Annotated in this window: 21 protein-coding genes and 3 pseudogenes; 18 read left to right on the top strand and 6 right to left on the bottom strand. The window is 47.6% G+C overall.

Translation table 11 applies throughout. The features are described 5' to 3' along the window. Window positions 1-19 precede the first annotated feature (19 nt). Complete coding sequence (locus ACTWJ7_RS33680; RefSeq protein ID WP_301882047.1) at window positions 20-583, top strand: hypothetical protein; 564 nt, start codon at window positions 20-22, stop codon at window positions 581-583. Next, entirely contained in the window at window positions 580-990 is a 411-nt protein-coding gene (locus ACTWJ7_RS33675; protein WP_079348608.1) for a DUF2000 family protein, read from the top strand. The genes ACTWJ7_RS33680 and ACTWJ7_RS33675 overlap by 4 nt, the downstream gene beginning before the upstream one ends. A gap of 62 nt (window positions 991-1,052) precedes the next feature. Here ACTWJ7_RS33675 and ACTWJ7_RS33670 read toward each other — a convergent pair whose 3' ends face one another. Next, window positions 1,053-2,258: an MFS transporter gene (locus tag ACTWJ7_RS33670; RefSeq protein WP_301882045.1), complete on the bottom strand. Its 1,206-nt coding sequence runs from the start codon at window positions 2,256-2,258 to the stop codon at window positions 1,053-1,055. Between the two features lie 262 nt (window positions 2,259-2,520). Between ACTWJ7_RS33670 and ACTWJ7_RS33665 the strand changes: the two genes are divergently transcribed. Beyond that, window positions 2,521-3,096 carry a TetR/AcrR family transcriptional regulator gene (locus ACTWJ7_RS33665; RefSeq protein ID WP_301882119.1) on the top strand — a complete coding sequence of 192 codons (576 nt, stop codon included), beginning with the start codon at window positions 2,521-2,523 and terminating at the stop codon, window positions 3,094-3,096. A gap of 101 nt (window positions 3,097-3,197) precedes the next feature. Here the strand turns inward: ACTWJ7_RS33665 and ACTWJ7_RS33660 are convergent, their stop codons facing one another. Then, on the bottom strand, window positions 3,198-4,328 hold the full coding sequence (locus tag ACTWJ7_RS33660) for an LLM class flavin-dependent oxidoreductase (protein WP_301882044.1): 1,131 nt from the start codon (window positions 4,326-4,328) through the stop codon (window positions 3,198-3,200). Between the two features lie 411 nt (window positions 4,329-4,739). On the opposite strand from ACTWJ7_RS33660, the gene ACTWJ7_RS33655 reads away from it, so the two are divergent. From ACTWJ7_RS33655 to ACTWJ7_RS33595, 13 genes and pseudogenes are all read left to right on the top strand, one after another. Next, the gene (locus ACTWJ7_RS33655; RefSeq protein WP_443146297.1) at window positions 4,740-5,990 is read left to right on the top strand and encodes a transcriptional regulator; all 1,251 of its coding nucleotides are present in this window, start codon (window positions 4,740-4,742) and stop codon (window positions 5,988-5,990) included. A gap of 402 nt (window positions 5,991-6,392) precedes the next feature. Further along, window positions 6,393-7,637: a hypothetical protein gene (locus ACTWJ7_RS33650; RefSeq protein WP_443146296.1), complete on the top strand. Its 1,245-nt coding sequence runs from the start codon at window positions 6,393-6,395 to the stop codon at window positions 7,635-7,637. A gap of 119 nt (window positions 7,638-7,756) precedes the next feature. After that, complete coding sequence (locus tag ACTWJ7_RS33645) at window positions 7,757-7,936, top strand: aspartyl-phosphate phosphatase Spo0E family protein (protein ID WP_079348619.1); 180 nt, start codon at window positions 7,757-7,759, stop codon at window positions 7,934-7,936. 412 nt (window positions 7,937-8,348) lie between these two features. After that, complete coding sequence (locus ACTWJ7_RS33640) at window positions 8,349-8,537, top strand: aspartyl-phosphate phosphatase Spo0E family protein (protein WP_024632314.1); 189 nt, start codon at window positions 8,349-8,351, stop codon at window positions 8,535-8,537. A 227-nt stretch (window positions 8,538-8,764) separates the two neighbouring features. Continuing rightward, window positions 8,765-9,883, top strand: coding sequence for a cache domain-containing protein (locus ACTWJ7_RS33635; RefSeq protein WP_443146295.1), 1,119 nt, complete (start codon window positions 8,765-8,767; stop codon window positions 9,881-9,883). Beyond that, window positions 9,880-10,587, top strand: a complete 708-nt coding sequence (locus ACTWJ7_RS33630; RefSeq protein WP_443146294.1) for a sensor histidine kinase — start codon at window positions 9,880-9,882, stop codon at window positions 10,585-10,587. Before ACTWJ7_RS33635 ends, ACTWJ7_RS33630 begins: the two co-directional genes overlap by 4 nt. Window positions 10,588-10,592: 5 nt before the next feature. Continuing rightward, window positions 10,593-11,384 (top strand): response regulator transcription factor, encoded by a 792-nt coding sequence (locus tag ACTWJ7_RS33625; RefSeq protein WP_079348623.1) that lies wholly within the window; start codon window positions 10,593-10,595, stop codon window positions 11,382-11,384. Window positions 11,385-11,737: 353 nt separating this feature from the next. Continuing rightward, window positions 11,738-12,513 (top strand): annotated as a pseudogene (locus ACTWJ7_RS33620) (extracellular solute-binding protein); the annotation flags it as partial. Beyond that, window positions 12,468-12,812, top strand: coding sequence for a hypothetical protein (locus tag ACTWJ7_RS33615; RefSeq protein WP_443146293.1), 345 nt, complete (start codon window positions 12,468-12,470; stop codon window positions 12,810-12,812). The pseudogene ACTWJ7_RS33620 and the gene ACTWJ7_RS33615, both read left to right, overlap by 46 nt. A gap of 27 nt (window positions 12,813-12,839) precedes the next feature. Next, complete coding sequence (locus tag ACTWJ7_RS33610) at window positions 12,840-13,553, top strand: hypothetical protein (RefSeq protein WP_079348629.1); 714 nt, start codon at window positions 12,840-12,842, stop codon at window positions 13,551-13,553. A gap of 235 nt (window positions 13,554-13,788) precedes the next feature. Continuing rightward, window positions 13,789-14,703: a carbohydrate ABC transporter permease gene (locus tag ACTWJ7_RS33605; RefSeq protein WP_079348631.1), complete on the top strand. Its 915-nt coding sequence runs from the start codon at window positions 13,789-13,791 to the stop codon at window positions 14,701-14,703. After that, complete coding sequence (locus tag ACTWJ7_RS33600; RefSeq protein WP_079348902.1) at window positions 14,696-15,541, top strand: carbohydrate ABC transporter permease; 846 nt, start codon at window positions 14,696-14,698, stop codon at window positions 15,539-15,541. The genes ACTWJ7_RS33605 and ACTWJ7_RS33600 overlap by 8 nt, the downstream gene beginning before the upstream one ends. A gap of 133 nt (window positions 15,542-15,674) precedes the next feature. Continuing rightward, window positions 15,675-16,844, top strand: coding sequence for an FAD-dependent oxidoreductase (locus ACTWJ7_RS33595; RefSeq protein ID WP_443146292.1), 1,170 nt, complete (start codon window positions 15,675-15,677; stop codon window positions 16,842-16,844). A gap of 560 nt (window positions 16,845-17,404) precedes the next feature. On the opposite strand, the gene ACTWJ7_RS33590 is transcribed toward ACTWJ7_RS33595, so the two are convergent. The 4 genes and pseudogenes from ACTWJ7_RS33590 to ACTWJ7_RS33575 all read right to left on the bottom strand — a co-directional run bounded on the left by ACTWJ7_RS33590 (window position 17,405) and on the right by ACTWJ7_RS33575 (window position 20,598). Next, window positions 17,405-18,055, bottom strand: coding sequence for an amino acid ABC transporter permease (locus ACTWJ7_RS33590; RefSeq protein ID WP_063566273.1), 651 nt, complete (start codon window positions 18,053-18,055; stop codon window positions 17,405-17,407). A 127-nt stretch (window positions 18,056-18,182) separates the two neighbouring features. Next, a pseudogene (locus tag ACTWJ7_RS33585) lies at window positions 18,183-18,904 on the bottom strand (amino acid ABC transporter permease). 103 nt (window positions 18,905-19,007) lie between these two features. Beyond that, on the bottom strand, window positions 19,008-19,838 hold the full coding sequence (locus tag ACTWJ7_RS33580) for a transporter substrate-binding domain-containing protein (protein WP_301882033.1): 831 nt from the start codon (window positions 19,836-19,838) through the stop codon (window positions 19,008-19,010). 32 nt (window positions 19,839-19,870) lie between these two features. Further along, window positions 19,871-20,598 (bottom strand): annotated as a pseudogene (locus ACTWJ7_RS33575) (amino acid ABC transporter ATP-binding protein). A gap of 460 nt (window positions 20,599-21,058) precedes the next feature. On the opposite strand from ACTWJ7_RS33575, the gene ACTWJ7_RS33570 reads away from it, so the two are divergent. Together ACTWJ7_RS33570 and ACTWJ7_RS33565 are read left to right on the top strand one after the other, a co-directional pair. Beyond that, window positions 21,059-22,345, top strand: coding sequence for a glycoside hydrolase family 28 protein (locus ACTWJ7_RS33570; RefSeq protein WP_443146291.1), 1,287 nt, complete (start codon window positions 21,059-21,061; stop codon window positions 22,343-22,345). Window positions 22,346-22,412: 67 nt separating this feature from the next. Continuing rightward, the gene (locus tag ACTWJ7_RS33565; RefSeq protein WP_443146290.1) at window positions 22,413-22,670 is read left to right on the top strand and encodes a hypothetical protein; all 258 of its coding nucleotides are present in this window, start codon (window positions 22,413-22,415) and stop codon (window positions 22,668-22,670) included. The last annotated feature ends 79 nt before the right edge of the window (window positions 22,671-22,749 follow it).

Here is a 22,749-nt window from a genome sequence, read left to right as displayed (position 1 = left end):
AGGGAGGAAATAGAAAAAAATGGAGATGACCGAAAACAAATATGCCATACTGGGAACACTGGGAGACGACGAAGGATTTCTGACTTGCAGCATGCATATCGCCAAGAAACTCAACAACTCTGATCTAATCAAGCCATATCCGCAATTTGAAGCCGCAGCGGAAGACTTGAAATCAGGAGCAATTTCCTGCTTGTTGGTTCCCGGGGCTTATCCAAAGCTAAACAGCTTCATCATGGATTCCGAATTGGTGGTGTCGGAGAGTTTTGTAGAGCAGATTCCGGCACTGGTGCTATGCGGTTCCCATGCGGTATGTCCCGATCAGATTGATATTATATTCCATCATCCGGCAACTACATACTTGTTAACAGAGATCAGCACGACCTATAGAGAGAACAGCACCGTATCGTCCAACCCTGAAGCTTGCAGAAAGGTCATGCACAATGCGGAGGGTTCCATTGCACTTACGAATCAGCTCTGTGCCGACCATTACGGGTTAGTGACCTACAAAGTATTGCGAGAGGGAATCAACATGCCGTGGGTATGTTTTACAAAAAGTATGCAGAGGGTGAACGCACTCATATGAAGAGAATAGCTATCATACTGGAGAAAAATCTCGAAATTGGTGCAGCAGCGAATGTTGCCGCATTATTAATGGGACAAGCAGCCCTAAGGGAGCCCGGATTATATTCGGATGCCCCTGTACTGGATCAGAGCGGTAATCAGCATGCGGGTATCCGGTTTAGTACGGTCATCCTGAAGGCTGGCGAGAACCAACTCATCAATTTAACCAAATCCTGTTCAACTGAGAACGAAGGACTAAACTATGTTGTTTTCTCGCAGACGGGACAATCGCTCAACAATGCCTTTGAACAGTATGCAGGTGAGATTGCGTCCATGGACTTGGAAGCCACCAAAGTGGTCGGCGTTATTGTCTGGGGAGCGGATGATGTAGTTCGAACCGCGACTAAGAAATTCAGTGTTATGAAATAAAAGAAAAAGGGCAGAGCTGATTGTTGAGATCAGTCTGCCCTTTGCTTACATATGAAGTCCAATTAAGCCTTGCTGACGACGGCAGTTTTCTTTTCCGTTAAATAATATCCGAGTGCCAGCAGAGGCATGATCAGACCAATCAATGTGGTGAGACTCCAACCCCCGTGTGCATACGACCAGCTGCCAAGAGATGATCCAATCGCTCCCCCTACAAAAAAGATCGACATGAAGATCCCGTTTACCCGTCCTCTTGCTTCACTCAACGAATAAATGATGCGCTGTCCCAGCACCAGATTGCCCGAGACTGCCATATCCAGCGTGATGGCAACGATCACAAGCAGAATTAGGGTAGCGGTAGAGTGGCCCTGGAACAGATAGGCAAGCCCAAAAGATGCAACCGCGATGATCATGGCGACTCCGGTTAATATGCGGGTTAACCCTTTATCCGCCCATCTTCCGGCAATCGGTGCTGCGATAGCACCCCCAACACCAGCCAGTGCAAACCAGGCAATTCCCTGTTGGGACATGCCATATTCATTGGCGAGCTGTAAGGGAACTGTAGTCCAGAACAGGCTGAAGGCGCCAAACAAACTGGCCTGATAGAGGGCTCGGCGGCGGAGCAATGGAAATGTTTTGAGCAGGGTACCTAATGACAGGATTAATTGTCCGTACTTCATCGCAGGTTGTGGCTGACGTGTAGGAAGTGCACGGGACAGAAGCAGTGTCAGCAAAACGATAATGATTGCGGAGAAGACAAAGACCGCTTGCCACCCGAGCAGGCTCGTAATAAAACTTGCGACAGGTCGAGCCAGCATGATGCCCAACAGCAGACCACTCATCACATTCCCGACGACCCGTCCGCGCTGCTCCTCCGAAGTGAGGTAGGTGGCATAAGGGACCAGAATTTGTGCAACGACTGAGCTGATACCGATAACGAGAGAAGCAATCAGGAATAATACGGCATGGGAAGAGAAGGCGGCGGCGATCAACCCAACGACCAATATGATGAGGAAAAAAGTGACCAGTCGTTTATTCTCCACAATATCACTAAGCGGTACGATAAACAGCAGCCCAATGACATAACCGATCTGTGTTAACGTCACAATCAATCCAGCAGCAGCAGAGGAAAGCCCTGTTGTAACGCTGATTGGTCCTACGACGGTCTGAGCATAATACAGGTTTGCAGCAACTAGCCCGCACGCGGCAGCCAAAAGTAAAATCAACCAGCTTGGGACGGACTTAGCCTTCACTTCGTTTGGCATATGCATAATCATCAACCTCCACATGTTCTTAAATTCATTTTCATTAATGTATACGTATATTCAAAATGTTAATTACTAAACGATGCGTTTACTAATCACAAACATATAATATACTAGACGTTCAGTATTGTAAATAGGCGCAGACATTTTTTTTGTATTATCGAAGTAAAGTGAGCTTGAAATTGTTTAATTTATCGGTGATTTAGTATAATGAACGTATCGTTTTTATGAAATACAAATGGTTTTGTTATGCCAAGGAGGGCTTATGATGACTGCCAAAAGAGGGCGTCCCCGCAATGTGGAAACCCAGAATGCGATTCTTGCAGCTTCCTATGAATTATTACTAGAACACGGCTTCGGAGCGGTTACAATCGAAAAAATTGCTGAACGTGCTAAGGTGAGCAAAGCAACAATATATAAATGGTGGCCTAACAAAGGTGCTGTCATTATGGATGGGTACATGTCTGCGGCAACGGCAAGATTGCCTGTACCGGATACAGGATCGGTATTTGAGGATGTGCGCATTCATGCGAGCAATCTGGTTGATTTTTTGATCAGCCGGGAAGGGAAAGTGATCACACAGATTGTCGGAGAGGGACAGTCTGATCCAGGGCTTGCAGAAGAATACCGAACCAGATACATTCAGCCTCGTCGGCGCGAAGCGTGGGGAATTTTTGAAAAAGGTGTAGAACGGGGAGAGTTGAAAAAGGATTGTGACATCGGACTGTGCATAGACCTCGTCTATGGAGCGATGTTCTATCGCATGCTGGTGACTGGCGAACCGTTAGATACTGAATTCGTGCTGCGTGCGTTGATTTCCTTGTTTGAAGGCATTAAGTCTTAATCATAGTGAAAGGTTCTTGGGGGAGGGATAGGGCGATTCGCAAGAATCACCCTGGATGCAAAAACTTGTGGGTGAATGGGGAGTCCGTGAGGAACTGAGAACTATACCTGGAAGATCGGTGAGATGGCTGGGGGCCATGAATCGGAAGAATGTGAAGTGGAAGAGGAAAAGGGAAGTGAGTGGTTCAAGAGCGGGGGTTCGTTCCATATGAAACTGGGGATTTCGCGTCGTAACACAGGCGCTACATCCTGGGCAAAGCGTTCTACCTGCTCCAGCTGCTCCGTATGGCTGAGTCCATCCACGCTAATGCTCAGCACCTGGTGTCCATATGCTGCATGGTAATTCAGGATCTTCTCAATGACCTGCTCCGGACTACCAATCAGTACAGGCCCATGCGCAATGTTATCCTCCAGGTCCTTAAAGGGTGACTGGTTGTGCTGCGCAGCGGCCGTAGCATGAAACGCCTCATAATAAGGCGTATAACGAAGGATGGCCTCTTCACGAGTATTCGCGAGATACAGGCTGCCTGCCCCGGAGCCGACCACCGCCCGGTTCGCATCATGACCATAGTAATCGAGCCGTTCCCGGTAATGGTCAATTAACGCCTTATATTTTTCCTGAGGGTGGAAGGAGTTCGAGCTAAATATTGGTTCGCCATACTTAGCTGCAAGCTCGGTAGAACGGGTGCTCGATGCGCTGCCATGCCAGATCGGAATGGATTGCTGAAGCGGTCTCGGCTGAGTGGTAACCTCTTGAAGGGGAGGGCGATACGTTCCCTGCCAGGTTACATTCTCTTCAGTCCACAGCCGTTTCAGCAGTTCGTAGCGCTCACCGAGTGAATCCCATTGTTCCTCTTCACTAATGCCAAACAGGGGATAGTGCCGAGGGTCATTGCCTTTCCCGATGATCATTTCCAGCCGTCCGCCCGATAATTGATCCAGCGTGGCATAATCCTCGGCAACCCGTACCGGATCAAGTATACTGAGAACAGTAACCGTTGTTAACAACCGAATACGTGAAGTCGCAGCAGCTACGGCGGTCAGTACGACGGGAGGTGAGGAAGACAGAAAAGGTGCACCATGCCGCTCACCGATCCCATATGCATTGAATCCCAGTCGTTCGGCCAGTTTGGCTTGTTCCAAAATATTGTGGAACTTCTGTTGTGTCGTTAGTGATTCACCGGTTACGGCATTTGGAAGATTCATCATGAGACTAAATAAGGCAAATTTCATCTAACCATCCCCTTGGATTGGATTGGAAAAGCACCTGGGTTGTCTAATCCTATGGAAATAGTAGGATATTTAAACTGAAACTAACTTTACCATGTTGCCATGTATTCTTCTAATGGATTTTTTCTATAAGGCGGATTAAAGCCTCTCAACCCCTGAACATATGGGCAGGAAGTTGCCACGATTTTTATTGACCGCTGTAAAATTTAGGATTAAAATTGTGCATATCATATAAATTCAAATTTATGGATTTTGATTGTGGAGGTGGGAGACATGGAACCTACAACTACGATACGCTCCTTTATTGAGGACTACATCAGGAAACAGGGCTATACCCTGCAATACTTTGCCGATATATCGGGTGTGAACGCTGGAACGTTAAGTGCGATCATCAAAGGGACGCGGCCAATCGCCATGGCTCAACTGGATCTGATTACCCAAGGCATGAAGCTGGAGGAGGGTCATTTCTACGAAATATACGGCGCTGAGTGTTTTGTGGAATCTGCACCGCATTGGAGAAGACTAGAGCCTTTTCTGCAACGTTGCGCCGAGCTGGACAAGCTCGAATGTATTCAGAGGGTAATCCAGCAAGTGACGGATGACCGATCCTATATCTCCGAATTGTTCGAGATGGCCGAGGGCATGATTGAGCGAGGACAAAAGAATGCGGCCCGCATGTTATATGAATGCGTCGCGGAGTGTGAGAAGTACCAACACTCGGAACGTCTCGCGTTGTGCCAATATCGTATTTTCACACTATCTCTGGGTCAGGATCAGCATGAAAATCTCAGGGCGGCAGTTCATTTTGAGCCATATATTAATCGGCTGGATGAAGAGCGGCAGCTGGATGCGATCAAGGATCTGGCGAATACATACTCAGCTCTACGTTATTGGGACAAGCTGTTTTCATTGGCAGATGAATTGGGGCGTAAAGCTGAATTTATACAATCATTTACTAAGAAAAAAGTCGATAAAGTAAACAGGGTAACTGCATATCCCCTTTTTGTGTACAGAGCATATTCAAATCTCCTCAAGGCTTCAGCTTGTGAGTGGAGTGGGAAATATAGGGAAGCTTTAGACTATACCCAAGAATATGCTGAGATAATTAATATTGCAAACCCTAGTGAAGAGGACCAATTATATATCAATATGTTCAGTGGCTGGACTGAAGTAAACACCTATCTGTATAATCTGATGATGGGAAATGAAGAAGTGCTCCCAGCATATGTGTCATGGATTGAACAAAATGAAGAAGAATTCCTTACTGCTCTTGTCAAAATTATGGAGGCAGCAAATACTTATGATATGAACATCAATCATGTCCTTTTAAAATTTGATAGTAAAATTAATACTATTTCAAGAGATATTATGTTAAATAAAAGATACAATAAGCAGATTATAAATGACAGGTATACTAAATTTTTGGCTGAATTGGCCATTTATTATTTTCGCCAGGAACGATATGCTGAAGGAATGCAAAAGCTGATTAATTGTTTGAATTCAGCAATCAATATTAACAATTATAGAGATATTATACAATGCGTTGCTCTCTTTGAAAGATACAGGTCTTTTGCATCTCAGGAGATACAAAACTTGTACGGATCTATAATTAAGGAGGCATATAACTATGAAATTAAAAAAAATTATAACAATACTTTTGTTTAGTATTATTTTTTTCTCTGTCATACATCAATATCCAATCGACATACCAATACAATCCTTTGGTCCATCATCTCATGGTGATGGAACGTTGTAAGATTAATCACAATGAACTTATAAAAAGCCATATTTAAAAACAAGGTTTATTTCCGAGATCGGAAATAAGCCTTTTTGCGCAGATTGACCATTGTAAAATTCAGGATTAAAATTACATTTAATAAGAGCTGATGAATCCTTAAGTTAGTTTGGTTGATGGGGGTGGGAGAATTGAAACTTGCACCTACGATACGCACATATATAGAGAATCACATAAGAGAACGAGGATATAAACTACAGCAATTCTCAGATATCACGGGTGTCAACGTTGGCACTTTAAGTGCCATCCTTAAGGGCAGCAGGCCTCTAGCTATGAACCAGTTGGATCAGATCACATCTGGTATGGGTTTGGAGAAGGGATACTTCTACGAAATGTACAGTGTGGAATGTTTTGTGGAAGCCGCGCCTCATTGGAGGCGTTTGGAACCTTTCCTGTATCGCTGTGCTGAACTTAACAAGCTAGGCTGTATTAAAACGGTGGTTTATCAGGTTACAGATGATCGTTCCTATATTTCAGAACTATTTGAAATGGCAGAGAATCTGTATTCCAGAGAAATGAATGAAGCGGCGCTTATTTTATATGAATGCGTAGCCGCAGGTGAGAAATATCAGCACTCGGAACGGTTGGCGTTATGCCAGTACCGCATTTTTTTGCTTCATAAAACAATGAGCAAATTCGATAATTTAGCAGCAGCGGTTCAATTGGAGCCCTATATTGAGAAATTAGATGAAGAAATCCAATTGGATGCTATTAAGGATTTGGCGAATGTTTATAGTACAATACATCTCTGGGATAAGGTTTATGATTTGGCAGAGGAACTGGAAAGAAAAGTTGACTTTCAACTTGAACTTCAATCTCGAAGGCGCAAAAATAAAAAAAGATTTGCCTTTTATCCCATATTTACATACAAAGCATATGCGAATCTATTGAAGGCAAGTGTATGTGAAGTGCGTAAAGAATATGAAAAAGCTCTGGAGTATACAGATGTTTACGTGAATATTATTGAAATCTCTAATCCAACGGAAGAAGAGCAAGAATTAATAGAACGTTTCAAAGGATGGGCAGAGGGGAATCGGTATTTATACCATTTGATGAATGGAAACCATGAGGTTATTGAGCCTTATCTGAATTACCTTGACGCTAATCCTCATGAGGTTTTAACAGCATTCGTGAATATAGTTCAGGCTGCTAACCAGCACTCCCTGGATATTGATTCTGCATTGGATAGGTTTGATCCTTATATTAAACAATTCAACACGGATATGCATTTAAAAGGGACGTACAATAGGCAAATGTTGAATCATAGATATATTCGCTTTTATTATGAATTAGCGAAGTACAGACTTAATCAACAAAGATACGCAACTGGGATTGAAACTTTGCTCATGAGCCTGGAACTATCATCTTTAAGCAACGATGACCTAATGTCTATTAAATCTATTGATTTGTATGGGAAATTCAGAAGACATGTAACGAACCAGCAGGACGAGCAGTACACTAGGTTAATGGAGGGCCTGAGCTCACAAAATTTTGGGAGTAAAATTAAAAATGTATAACCAATGAGAGCTAGTGTGTTTGAAATACCAGCTTTTCTAAAAGATCTAATACAAAATTTTGCAAAGCATTCCATTATGAATTTTTAGATAAATGTACCCTAAAATAGTTTGAAAAAGGGGTGCATGCTGTGAGAGAAATCCAACAGATTAAAGACCAGATCGAGCAGAATAGGCAAAACTTGCGTCGGTTGGCGGAGAAGCATGGCATGCATAGTGATAAAGTCCTCAGGCAGTCTATGGTACTGGATGAACTGATTAATAAATATATTCAACTTAAAACGAAAGGTAATATAAATTGAATCTTTGGAGAAGTAAGGTTCGTCTCCTTGTCTATAATCCACCTGGTTGTGGACGCTAGAGCGGTGTTCTCCCTGCTATGCTTATAACATTAAATCAAGCAAATTACAGGGGGAACAGCGTATGACGGGCTCCAGAACGAGCAAGATACAGCAGCCGATGGAGCAAAATTTATAATAGATTTTAATTTCTTCATTCTATAATATAACTTCAATTTCATGTAAACCCGATATGTAGACGGATATTTAAATATATACCTACATGTTGTGGCTGTGACAGTTTTCACGGATTAATGCAAAATGCTATTTTATGAAAGTATTGTTATGTAAACAAACATTTTATTTTGCAAAGGAATAAAATATGAATTTTTTGGCAATGTATCCTAAAATGTTTTAAAAAGAGGGGGTGCATGCTGTGAGAGAACCAAAACAGATCAGAGACCAGATCGAACAGAACAGGCAAGTGTTAAGTCGTTTGGCGGAACATCATGGCATGCAAGACTACAAAGTCCTTCAACAGTCCATGGTATTGGACGAACTTATTAATGAATATAATCGCTTCAAATATAAGAAACACTTTATGAAAAGACAGCCGATTGCCTAATGCAATCGGTTTTTTTATGCAAAAGATGATTAGTCGACTGCAGAGATGCAGTCGGCTTTTTTGCGTTTCCCGAAACCTGTGCTTCAATCTTGAAATTTCGTACCAAACCCATGGTTGGCAGGATAGCCAACGATCACTGAAACTGGATATGATAAACCCCAGTTATATCCAGATTGATCGGTGAGGGGAGCTCATACAATGATCGGGAGAGGGAGGGATAAACGGAAATGATGGACAAGGTACAGGGTTATTTGGGAGGAAGCATCAATCTGCGCACCAAGCTGCTCCTGTTGTTCCTGGCGCTAACCTTGCTGCCACTAAGCTTGCAGGGAGTGGTGAATTACCTGCATTTCTCGCAGACGATTGACCGCAAGACGGAGCAGTTCACCATTGATATCGTTCGCCAGATTAATACCAATCTGAATCGGCTGGTCAAGGACTTCGAGAGGTTGTCGCTCTTGCCGCTCTACGATCAGATGGTGCTCGGCATTCTGGGCAAATACAATGCTCCGATGGGATCGGGTACATGGGCGAGGTCCGATGATTATTTGAAAATGAAGCTTTACACGTCCGGTCAAGCTTATGATCGACCGGAAATTCGTGGCATCCATCTAATCAGCAACAGCGGCATTCTGTTCTCTAATCTCGATTCGTTAGTGGTCAAGCCAGTATGGGACAGTAGACCAGATCATTGGTTTGCAGAGCTTGACGGCTCGGAAGGGGAATGGCGTCTGCTTCCTCCGCACGAACCCAGCTATTACACAGGCAGTCAGGAAGAGCCGTATATATCGGTTGCCCGTGAGATTCGTGATCCGGGTACACTCCAGCGACTGGGCTACATTCTAATCGACATCCGGCTGGAAGCCTTCGGCCAGCTCTTATCCAATCTGAACTTTGAGCAAAATGCGAGTCTGATGATTGTCGACAGCAAGCAGCGTCTTCTGTTCGAACGCACCTCAGCCGGAGGTCTGTCCGCATACGACCAACTGTTAACGCTTGGACAGCTTCAAGGCTACGCAGGAAACCAGAAGGTTGTCCTTGATGGGAAGCCCTATCTCTACGTACAGCACCATTCCAGTTATTCAGGACTTTCGGTGATCAGCCTTACGCCTATTGCCGTTATTCAGAAGGAATCAGGCGAGATGCTTACGTTTACGTTTGGATTCGCTGTGCTATGTATGGCGGCCGTATCGATTCTCGCGGTTCTTTTATCCTATCGTATAACTCGGCCCCTGATTCGACTGAAGCACAATATGATTCGGGTGGAGCAGGGAGACTTTAGCCAGCGCGTAGCACATTTCAGTAATGATGAGTTCGGCAGATTAGCCGGGGCTTTAACCGAATGATGGAAGAGATTAATCGACTGTTCAACGAGGTGTTTTTGCTGGGCATTCAAGAGCGGGAGGCGGAGCTGTCAGCATTGCAGAGCCAGATCAATCCCCATTTTATATACAACACATTGGAGTCCATCAACATGATGGCGGTCCGTCAGAAGCACGCTGAGGTGTCTGATATGGTGACGGCACTTGGCAAGCTGCTGCGCTATACGATTGATAAGGTGGACCGGAGGGTTCCGCTTCAGGAAGAATTAGCTTTTGTACAATCGTATGTACGCATTCAACAGGTACGTTATGACGGCAAGTTAGAGGTAATCTATGACATCGATGAGGCTGTGACGGAGTATATGATTCCCAAGCTGGTCGTGCAACCGCTGGTGGAGAACGCGGTCTACCATGGCATTGAAGGGCAGGCGGATGGTGGGGTGATCTGGGTATCTGCATTGAAATTTGCTGATGAGCTGCTGATTATTGTGCGTGACAATGGCAAAGGCATGGCTCAAGCAGAGATTGATGAATTAAATGAATCCATTGCTCGACAGCCTTCCAGTGAGGCATTGCGCTGCCATGCCGGGGACAGGCTGGGGCTTAACAATATCGCCCAAAGGCTCCGACTCATGTATGGAGAAGGCAGCAGCCTGAGCGTCGATGGCAGTCCCGGGCAGGGGCTGGCGGTCACGATATCCATTCAACTTCAACCGAAAGGGGAATGAAGCGCATGTATAAAGTATTGCTGGTGGAGGATGAGACGGTTATCCGTCAGGGACTGAGAGAGCTGATTGTACAGGCGGCTCCTCAGTTTCAGGTAACAGGGGAAGCTTCGAGCGGAGCCGAGGCACTGGATTTTCTGAGATGTGAAGTGCCGGATGTGTTAATCACGGATATTCGCATGCGTGAAATGGACGGATTGACATTGGTATCCAAAGCGAGAGATATGTACCCTGAACTGCTGATGATCATCATTAGCGGCTATGGGGAGTTTGAATATGCACGCAGGGCGATGGAGTACGGGGTACTGAACTATCTGCTGAAGCCGATTGAACGTCATGAACTGGCATTATGCATCCAAAAAATTCAATTACTGCTGGATCGCAGGTATGGCATTTCAACCCTTCCAATCACTGAGTCATCTGGCAAAGAGGAGCACGCTGGCGGAGATACGCGGAAGATTATCCGAGATGTGAAAGAGCACATCAAGCAGCACCCCGATGGCGATCTGCGACTTCAGACGATAGCAGCACTTGTTAATCTGAACCCCACCTATCTAAGTCAGCTGTTCAAGAATGAAACAGGAACCAATTACTCCGAATACATCTCCGAGGCCCGCATGGAGCGGGCCAAGTGGCTGCTGATCAACACGGGACTCAAAATCTATGACGTAGCGCGGTTATCCGGGCATCAGAGTCCCAAGCACTTCATGCTGGTATTCAAGCAGCAGGTGGGATGGACAGCAGGCGAATATCGTGACCGATTCAGCATGGCTGGACGGGAAAGCAACGAGAAGGAATAGCCGGGCGCAGGCTATTTATTCCAACGTCTTGAAAAACCATACCATTTCTGTAATTGACGTGATTTATGGGCGGTCGATACCTTCGTTATACTTTGGTTGCACATCTATACCACTAAGCCTTAAGGGGGATTTTCATGAAAAAAGCAGCACTGATGCTTATGCTCGCATTCATGATTTTTACTTTGATCGGATGCACAAGCTCCAGTTCAGGCACAGATCCTGAAAATGGAGTCTCAGAGGATGGAGAGGTTGAGCTGAAGTTCATGATGTGGGGCAATCAGGCACATATGGATGTATACAACAAGCTGATCGATGGCTTCACGAAGGAAAATCCAGGCATCAAGGTAACGATGGAATCCGTGCCATTTGCGGAATACCAACAAAAAATATCTGTGCTTGCCGCTGGGGGCTCCCTCCCGGATATTGCCTGGGTGTCGGAGCGGATGGTGCCACAATTCAAATCCAATCACATTCTGGCCGATGTATCCGAATTCAAGGATGATGCACAGTTTAAGCTGGATGATTATATTCCAAGTACACTGGATTTGTTCCGGGACGGCGATCAGCTGCTGGGGCTGCCTTTTCCACACCTCCGGTAGTCATGTTCTACAATAAAACGCTGTTCGACAAAGCCGGCCTGACCAATCCCAATACACTAGCCGCTCAAGGACAATGGACGTGGGAACAGTTTGAGGAGTCTGCCAAGGCGATCACGAGCAAGGAGGCGACCAACCGAATCTATGGCGCCAACTTTTTTCGCGATTGGAAGACATGGGCGGTGCTTTCCTCCTATTCCTGGTCTAATGGAAGCGGTCCATTCGACGAAGGCATGACGAAGTTCACCTGGAACGACGCCTATGGCGTACAGACCTTTGAACTGCTGGAGCGAATGATGTTCACCGATGAATCGCATCCGAAAGCGGGCGAGCAGGTCAGCTTCGATGCTGGTAATGTGGGCATGTTCTTCGATAACTACAGCTATGTCTCCAAAGCAAGGGAGATTACGGATTTTGAATGGAGTATCGCTCCTATGCCTTCCGGCTCACAGGGCAGTGTACCGATGCTGGGCAGGCTGGATATGCCATGTTCAACGACAGCAAACATCCGGAAGAAACCAAGAAGCTGTTGAAGTATTTCGCCAGTGAGCAGGGTATTCAGGCGACGGCCACCTACTTTGTGCCTCCACGGACCTCTGTTCTGAACTCCGATGTGTTCATTAATCAGCCGAATAATCCAAGCAAGGAGCATATTGTGCAGGCGGTAATTGATGAAATGCCAAAAGCGCGCCTGATTCCCGGCCATATCCGTTGGCAGGATATCGACAATGCGGTGTTGCAGGGATTTGACCGCCTGTTCGCCCGTTCAGCGAAACCCGAGGATAATCTGAAACAAATGCAGGAAGAGGTCCAAAGCGTACTGCAACAATAAATCTTTTATAGAAACTGGAGGGTGAGGATGATGGGCAAATTCAAGGAATTGCTTGATCGGAAATCGCTGTCACTAGTGGTCAGCTTGCCCGAGAACGATCTGTCTTTGGCCCGTGCAGCAATCGAAGAGGGAGCTGATGCACTGAAGGTGCATTATAATGTCGGTCATCGCGCCAGCGGAAATCAATTTGGTCCACTGGATAATTATGTCGAGGTATTCCGGGCGATCCGCAGTGAGTTTGGCGTTCCGCTGGGCGTTGTACCGTCCGGCAGTATTGATGGAGCAAGGCGGGAGGATGTGGAGCGCCTTTCGGGGCTGGGTTTGGACTTCTATTCCATCTATGCACATCACTTGCCGTCCTTCATGCTGGATGACTTGGGGCTGGACCCAACGTTTGCGATCAATGACGAATTTGAACCTTCCCTCGTCACGTCGGCGGCTCATTACGGCTTCACCGCCCTGGAGGCATCCATTGTGCCCGGGAGTGAATATGGTACACCCCTAAGCTTCGCGGATGTGCTCAAGTATCGCCGTCTGGTCTTGCAGGCCCAGATTCCGGTATTGGTTCCTTCCCAGCGTAAGCTGGTGCCGGAAGACGTTCGGGTGCTACACGATACCGGGGTCAAGGCGATCATGCTTGGAGCGGTTGTAACAGGCAGAGCGGAGGAACAGCTGCGAAGGGCTGTGAACGGCTTCCGCAATGCAGTGGACAATCTGAACCGTCCAGACTATATAAATTGAACTAAATAATATTTACACTTGCCACTCCGATACCAGAACAACCTTCCGATCGCTGTTATCCCCAGATTTTTTTGAATCCTTTTATAAAGGGGAAATCCGGGGATAAAGGCGAACACTTCGCTTCTTCAGGTTTTTCTGTTCTCTACGTTCTTGTGTATATGTATAGGTCAACTTATATAGAATCGTCACTGAGTTCAGTTTCAGGGAAGAAATTTGATAAAAAGGGGGCCTGACTGTGACCCATTCACGCAAGCGTACAGGAAGAGGTCCGCTCGCCAGAGAGGCCCAGATCGCGGGGTGGCTGTTCGTATCACCAATGGTGCTCGGGTTTACCCTGCTGCTGCTGTTTCCCATGGGTTTGGCGCTATACATGAGCCTGACCGACTGGCCGCTGCTGGGTGATCATCATTTTATTGGACTGGAAAATTACCGGAATGTGATGACAGACGCCATGTTCTGGAAGGTGCTTGCCAATACGGTCTATTTCACGGCTGGGCTTGTGCCGCTCAATATTGTGCTCGCCCTTCTGCTCGCATTGCTGCTATCCAGAAGTTTGCGCGGCATCGGGATTTTCCGCACAGCCATCTTCGTTCCGGTCATGACCTCGCTGATTGTATGGTCCATCGTGTGGAAGCTGATGTATGCAACTGAGTCGGGACTAATCAATCAGCTTCTGTTGATGATGGGCATCAAAGGCCCGGCCTGGCTCTACAATCAGGATCTGGCGATGCCTGCCGTTATCGTGACGAGTGTACTGAAAAATGTGGGTCTGAATATGGTACTGTTCATTGCAGCCATTCAGCAGGTACCGCGTTCACTGTACGAAGCGGCAACACTGGACGGAGCGGGCAGAAGGGGGACCTTCTTTCACGTCACGCTGCCCATGATTACACCAACGGTGTTTCTAACCATGGTGATGACCGTAATTGGCTCGCTCAAGGTGTTTGGACAGATCTACGTCATGACACAGGGCGGGCCGAGCAACAGCACAAAGGTATTGGTCTATTATATCTGGGAAAAAGCATTCAAGTTATTTCAGTTCGGCTACGCCTCTTCGCTTGCTTATGTACTTTTCTTTATCGTGCTAATCCTGACGCTGCTGCAATGGCAGCTTCGAAAGAGGTGGGTATTCAATGAAGGCGATGCCTAGTTCTTCATTTCGCAAGACAGGTAGTGCCCTTGGTACGTACTTATTGCTCACACTGATCTCGCTGATCATGATTGTTCCATTTATCTGGATGATATCGACGTCATTCAAGGAGCCTCATAGCATATTCACCTATCCACCGCAGTGGATACCGGATACGTTCCGGTTTCAGAACTACATCGATGTCTTTCGGTTGATTCCGTTCCATCGTTTTTATTTTAACAGTGTATATATTGCTGCTGTGGTTGTGGTGGGTACGGTATTCTTTGCATCTCTCGCCGGGTACGCATTTGCCAAAATTCCGTTCAAGGGACGGAATGTGGTATTTCTTATCCTGCTGAGTGCGATGATGATTCCTCATGAGGTGACGGCAATCCCCATGTTTCTGTTCATGCGGCAGCTGGGGTGGATTGATACACATCTTCCGCTGATTTTACTGCCGATCTTTGGGGCTGGCGGCGTGTTTGGCATCTTTGTGATGCGGCAGTTCTTCATTACAGTACCGACGGAGCTGGAGGAAGCGGCGATGATTGATGGCTGTAACCGATTCCGGATCTATGCGCGAATTATGCTGCCAATTGCCAAGCCCGGTATGGCTACGCTGACGATCTTCACTTTTGTGACGATCTGGAATGAGTTTTTTGATCCGTTGATTTTCATTAACTCGCGTGAACTGATGACGCTGCCGCTTGGGTTATCCCTGTTCACGGATGAAGTGGGTACCGCCTGGCAATATCTCATGAGCGCCACCGTCATGGCGACCCTGCCACTGCTAATTGTCTTTTTCCTGGCACAACGGCGATTCATTGAGGGAGTGGCCATGACGGGACTGAAAGAGTAACCCGTGCAATAGAACGGAAGGAGTGATAACACTTGAGTGAACGGATGAGGTTGAAAAAGGAAGATGCGGATGTGGTTATTGTGGGAGGGGTCCGGCGGGCATAGCGGCTGCCATTGCTGCTGGACGGCAGGGTGTGCGGACGGTGCTAGTGGAACGGTACGGTTTCGTTGGCGGGATGTCGACCGCCGCCATGGTCTACCCTTGGATGACCTTTCATACGGAGAGTGGTGAACAGGTGATTCGGGGCATCGCCCAGGAGATCGTAGATCGGCTGCAGGCGCATGGCGGTTCCCCGGGCCATCTGCGTGATACGGTTGGGTTTGTACATACCGTCACGCCTTACCACCCGGCTATTTATCAAGTCGTGGCAGCGGATATGCTGCAAGAGGCAGGTGTCCGGTTGTTATTGCACAGCTTCGTGGATGAAGTGGTTGTTGTGAATGATCGGATGGAGGCGGTACGTCTGACGAACAAGTCCGGTCGAATGGAGCTCCAAGCGCACGTAATCGTGGATACCAGCGGTGATGCGGATGCGGCTTATCTTGCTGGCGCTGCTGTTGCAAAGGGACGGGATGAGGACAACCAGTCACAGCCGATGACGATGAAGTTCCGTATGCGTGGTGTGGACCTTGGACGAGTGAAGCAATACATGCAGGAGCACCCCGAAGATTTCTATGCCAAGACCCCGTTCGCTGAGCTGGACAGTATCCCGTTAACCGGGGTGAGTGGCTTCTATTCCCAATGGAAAAAAGCGGGTGTGCCAATTAATCGTGATCAGGTATTGTTTTTTACCGGACCGGCTGAAGATGAAGTATTGATTAACTGTACCCGGGTGCAGGGACTCGATGCGACGGATGCAGAGGATCTGACCTCTGCTGAACAGGAAGGCAGGAAGCAGGTGCTGATGATCGCAGCGTTTTTGCAGCGCGATGTGCCTGGATTCGAACGGGCCTCCATCTCAGCGGTAGCGCCGCAGATCGGTATCCGTGAATCCAGACGAATCATCGGGCATTATGCGTTGACCAAGGCGGATGTGGTTGCAGGGCGAAAATTTGACGATGTAATTGCCAGAAGCGGCTATCCGATTGATATCCATGATCCCTCGGGTCAGGGTGTCGTAGCGGCCTTTATCGAAGGAGATGGAGCATACGATATTCCGTACCGCTGTCTGATCTCCCGCAATATCCGCAATCTGCTGGCGGCAGGGCGCTGCCTTTCCACCACACACGAAGCTCATGCAACGACAAGGCTGACTCCAAGCTGCATGGCTACAGGGCAAGCCGCGGAACAGCCGCTGCTTTAGCTGTGCAGATGAAGCTAGATCCGTTGGAGCTGCCGATAGCGGTGCTACAAAAGGAACTACGCCGTAACGGAGCGGCGATCTAAGGATGAGCTGATTGTGGGCGAAGTAGTGGGAGTGGTGCGGGTGTTTATTTAATCGCTGGGTCGAAAATTTTAACGAACCTGAGACGTCTAATTTGGGGATATAAGCTGAAATAAAAAATGTAACGAATCTCAGTGAAGCTATTTTACTCAAAACACTGAATTAGCGGGTAATAGCGGGGGAATCGGAGGAATAGAGCGTCTACGATTCGTTAGATTAGAAACGGTCTCAAAAATGGCTAGATAAGCTTCCCTCAGTTCGTTAGAAATGGGTGGGAAGTTCGTGAATTTATGAGCATAACTGTAGGTCCAAAAAAACTCCCAATCCACTGATACTTGGATTGGGAGTTTTTTTGGACACTTTCATTCTTTTCGTTAATTTGATTATTTCCTCATGTCTATTACCTTCATATCTAATCAACGATGAGGCGAAAGTTCCTTCATGATTTATATTCCTTCATGCCTTATTTCTTCCGATCATTAAGTCATTCGTGCTTCAAGTCGTCGCGCCACAATGGACAGCGTGTAGTTAATAACAAAGTACAATACGGCTGCGAGCAGCAGGGCAGGGATGACGTAATCGAAGCTCTGACCTCCGAGAATCTGCACATTGTGCATCAGCTCTGGCAGGGAGATGATGATCGCCAGTGACGTATCCTTCAACAAGGAGATGAACTGGCTCACCATCGGTGGTGACATGCGCCGCAAAGCCTGGGGCATGATGATGCCGCCGAGTGTCTGCATATAGCTCAGGCCCGAGGAGCGGGCTGCTTCGACCTGACCGCGTTCAATCGATTTGAGGCCGCTGCGGACAATCTCTGCGATCATGGCACCTTCGAACAGACTCAGTCCAACAACCGTGGACCAGAAGACGGACATTTTGATCCCCAGCTGGGGCAGTACGATATGGATGAAGAAAATGATCAGCAGCAGCGGCAGATTCCGGATCGTATCCACGATAACAGCCACAATCTGTGACAGGACCGGAATTCGGGTGTATCGAACGGTACCGAGCACCGTGCCGAGTACAAAGCTGAATACAATCGACAACCCTGCCACTTGCAAGGTAATCAGGAATCCGTGCAGCAGGAAACGAAGGTTGGGCCAGGCGTAGGCCCCGCTAAAGTCCATGATTCATCAGCCTCCTTCTGTGTGCGGACATAAAATGTAAATATTTGGAACAGTGATTGCATAACATATTAGAGTAGAGATACAGCTTGAACGGGTGTGCTGAACACAGAGAGAAATAGTTTGAGTGTTACAAGGTGACCTGACCCGTTGGTTTGGTCTTTTTCGGTTTGCCTTTGGTGCGGCTGGCGTCAGCATCACTTTGTCCGAACCTTCGCTCCATATAGTGAACCAGGAAGCTGAGCGGTAAGGTCAACACCAGGTAGAACAGGGCAACAATGGTGTAAACACTCAGCGGCAGGAATGTATCCGAGTTGATCAGATCGGCAAAATACATCAGATCCATACCAGCCACGACCGCAAGGATGGATGAATTTTTGACCAGATTGATAAATTGATTGCCAATGGACGGCAGTACAATTTTGATTGCTTGCGGCAGAATGACCAGGTTCATGGCCTGTACGTAGGACAGACCCGATGATCTTGCGGCTTCCAGCTGCCCGCGAGGGACCGTCTGAATGCCTGCCCGGATTGCTTCGGCAATGAAGGCGGCTGTATAGATCGTCAGGCCGAGTGTACCCGAGATAAATCCATCCAGTGAAATGCCCATTGCAGGCAATCCGAGATAGAAGAAAAACACGACGAGCAGCAGGGGGATGTTACGGATGAACTCCACAAAGGCCGTGCCGATCCAGTTGAGTGGTTTGATGGGCGAGATGCGAAAGATGGCCATAATTGCCCAAGAATAAAGCTGCCAATCAGGGCCATGATGCTCACCTGGATGGTATTGAGGAAACCTTCCAGAAATCGATCCGAGTGTTTGATCAGTATACTGAAGTCCAATTTGCCCATGTAGGCGAAGCCTCCGTTCTCCAGATGTTGCAACAGCGACTGCGCTCTGCCCATGCATCGCATATCACAGGCGAAGTCGCTGCTTAATCATCATTAATCGGGGTTACTCGGGCTTGCTGCCCAGCCATTTCTCGTGCAACGTATCATATTCACCGCTGTCCTTCATGCTTTTGAGCAGGCTGTTTACTTCTTCGACGAAGGCCGTGTCGCCTTTGCGAATCGCCATGCCGTAAGGTTCACTGGTGAAATTGCCACCAACCAGCTTGTAGTTGTTATCGGTCTGCTGCATGCCGATCAGGATAATGTTATCGGTCGTCAGTGCTTCGCCTTTACCTGCTTTGAGGGCTGTGAAGGCATCCTGGTAATTGTCATATTCGAGCACTTCGGCATCCGGGGCCTTTTCGCGAATATTTTGTGCAGAAGTAGAGCCTTTGACGGCAAGTACCTTCACACCGCCGAGACTTTCCAGACCGGTAATTGCGCTGTCATTTTTCACAAGCAGGGATTGCCCGGCCTCAAAATAGACATCGCTGAAATCCACTTGTTCCTTGCGTTCATCCGTAATCGTCATCGTAGCGATGATGATATCAATGTCGCCGTTTTGCAGCATCGGAATGCGCGTTTTGGACGTTACTTCCTTCAGTTCTACCTTCGTTTCGTCTCCAAGAATCTGTTTGGCAAGGGCTTTGGCAATATCAATATCGAAGCCTTCAACTTCGCCGCTTGCGGGGTCTTTCAAACCGAACAATTTGGTATCGTATTTCACGCCGGCAATGAGCTTGCCGCGCTCTTTAATCTGTTCAATCGTGCCTTTAGCTTCCGTATTTCCACCAGAACCACCGCTGCTGCTTTCCTCTCCGGTACTACAACCGGACAATACAAGGGATAGAATCAAAACAAGCATAAACGACGGCCACTTTAATACATTTTTCATTTGGTAAAGACCCCTTTCAAAATGGATTATTCTCAGTGGTGAATCAGACGGCTCAGGAATTGCTTGGCCCGTTCTTCTCTCGGGTTGTCAAAAAATTCAGCGGCGGCGGCTTCTTCCACAATCCGGCCTTCATCCATGAAGATGACCCGGTCTGCGACCTCGCGGGCAAATCCCATCTCATGTGTAACGACAACCATCGTCATTCCGTTATGGGCGAGCGATCGCATGACATCCAGAACTTCCCCGATCATTTCGGGTCCAGCGCAGAGGTGGGTTCATCAAAAAGCATGATTTTGGGCTCCATGGCGAGACCTCTTGCAATGGCTACACGCTGCTGTTGTCCACCGGACAACTGGGAAGGATAACTGTCTGCTTTGTCGGCAATGCCCACCCGGGTCAGATACTTCATTGCCGTAGAGGCTGCCTGTGCTTTGGGTTGTTTACGCACCTTCATGGGTGCAAGGGTAATGTTATCGATGACTTTTTTGTGAGGATAGAGATTGAAGTGTTGAAATACCATGCCGATGTCACGGCGGAAGAGGTTGATGTCCACCTTTTTCTGATGTAAAGGGACACCACTGACGACAAGTTCACCTTCGGTAATCGTTTCCAGACGGTTGATACAGCGCAGCAAGGTGCTTTTGCCTGAGCCGGAAGGGCCGATAATGACAACGACCTCTCCTTCTTCAATGTGAAGATGAATATCCTTGAGGACATGAAAATGACCGAAATGCTTCTGAACACCCCTAAATTCAATCAAGAGTACCCCATCCTTTCTGCAACGTCTGTTTGAAAAGGGATATTAAGGAATAAATTGAAACTAGTTATTTAATCATACATACTCATCCTGCTAAAGGCAATTGGTTTGTGATAAAACATGACATAAGTAATGGGTTTTATAGGGCTATAGCCAGTAACTGTGTTATATATTTGTCATATTATTGGTGTCGTTGTGACGAATCCTGACAGAAAAATGAATCGATTCTCCTAGTTCTTTTACAACCATTGGAATAGATGTATATAGTATACTGAAAGGGATGTTTACTTTATGACTCTGTTTATAAAACAAATAACATCAAATTTTTCATCCTACATGGCAAAAAAGCTCAACCTTACGCTCTGCACCATTGATATGATGGAGCGAGAATGCGCTTACCAGGAAGTCGTGCAATAGTAAAGACAGTCCGGTCCAATTATAGGTAGAGAGGATGTTCTGAACGATGAATACATATTATTCCCCACTTGGTACAGGAGAAGGTATTGGTTCCGATATGAAGGCTTATGAAGTGAGTTTACCTGTCATCCCTACACGAGATTTTCAGATTACGGATTATGGAGCAGTAGGGGATGGCTTGACGGATAATACGGAGGTATTTCGGTTGGCTATAGCAGCATGTTCAGAAGCGGGTGGTGGTCGGATTGTCATCCCGGCGGGCGTCTGGCTCACAGGTCCCATTGTGCTCCGCAGTCGGATTGAGCTTCATGTTCAGGCAGGTGCTCTGGTTACGTTCAGCCGCAATTTCGACCAATATCCCTTGATTGCGTCCAGCTTCGAAGGTTGGCAGGCGGTGCGGTGTCAGTCGCCCATTGATGGTGAGCATCTGGAGGATATTGCGATCACGGGTGAGGGGATTTGGGATGGCGGTGGAGAGGCATGGCGTCCGGTGAAGCGATCCAAGATGACCGCATCGCAGTGGAGTCGACTGGTTTCTTCGGGCGGTGTAGTGGAGCATGCTGATGGAGATGAAGCCATTTGGTGGCCCTCGTCTTCTGCCCTTGAAGGCGATGTGATTGCCAATCGTCTGCATCTGGAACAAGTGAATGATTTGGCTGCTTATGAAGAAGTCAGAGATTTTTTGCGTCCCAACATGGTTAGCTTGCGCCAGTGTAAACGGGTGTTATTGGACGGCCCGACGTTCCAGAATTCGCCGGCATGGAATCTGCATCCTTGGGCATCCGAGCATATTACAATTCGTAACGTGAGTGTGCGGAATCCATGGTTTTCCCAGAATGGGGATGGGCTGGACATCGAATCCTGCCGTCATGTCATTGTGGAGCAGAGTGTATTCGATGTGGGGGATGATGCGATCTGCCTGAAATCCGGCAAGGATGCTGAAGGCCGTGAGCTCAGTCTGCCCTCGGAGTATATTACGATTCGGGATTGCACCGTGTATCACGGTCATGGCGGCTTTGTAATCGGAAGTGAGATGTCCGGTGGCGTGCGGCACGTGCGGGTCTCGGATTGTACATTTATTGGAACGGATATTGGGCTTCGCTTCAAAAGCGCACGTGGGCGTGGCGGGGTCGTTGAAGATATTCAGGTGGAGCGCATCTATATGAAGAATATCATCATGGAAGCTATCTCGTTTTCCTTTTCTATGCCAATCAGGAGGGTTCGGCTCGCGGTAGCGATCTGTCCCAGGAAGTCAGCGAAGAGACCCCGGTGTTCCGGGATATTCGAATTTCGGATGTGGTCTGTGCAGGGGCGGAGACGGCGTTGTTGGTGAGTGGCCTGCCGGAGATGCCTTTGGACGGTCTGGTCATCCAGGGATATACGGTGGCGGCCCGTAACGGGTGCAGTGCGCTCATGCGAAGCATCTGCGAATCGCCGAAATGACTGCTCAAATTACTGAAGGACCGTTGATTCATTTGCATCAGTGTAAGGGTGCGGAGCTGGAGGCGATTGAGGGTGTGGGCGCAGATAGTCGACTTCTGATGGTGACGGGGCATGAATCGGCAGGAATCGTATGCCGGGAAAGTGATGCAGATACAGAGGGGCGCCAGATCTCCGTGGGTCCTGAAGTCAGAAGTGGTGTATTGATTCGCAGGTAGAAAGGGTTCGGATTAGCCTATCACCGCGGGCATTTTCTGGCGCGCGGTGTCATGATAGGTTGTCATATGTCAGACGTCC

This window comes from Paenibacillus sp. 1A_MP2, assembly GCF_052244825.1.
In the GTDB taxonomy this organism is placed as follows: domain Bacteria; phylum Bacillota; class Bacilli; order Paenibacillales; family Paenibacillaceae; genus Paenibacillus; species Paenibacillus vandeheii.
Note: the sequence above shows the minus strand (reverse complement) of the source record. Positions and strands in the feature narration are given on the sequence as shown.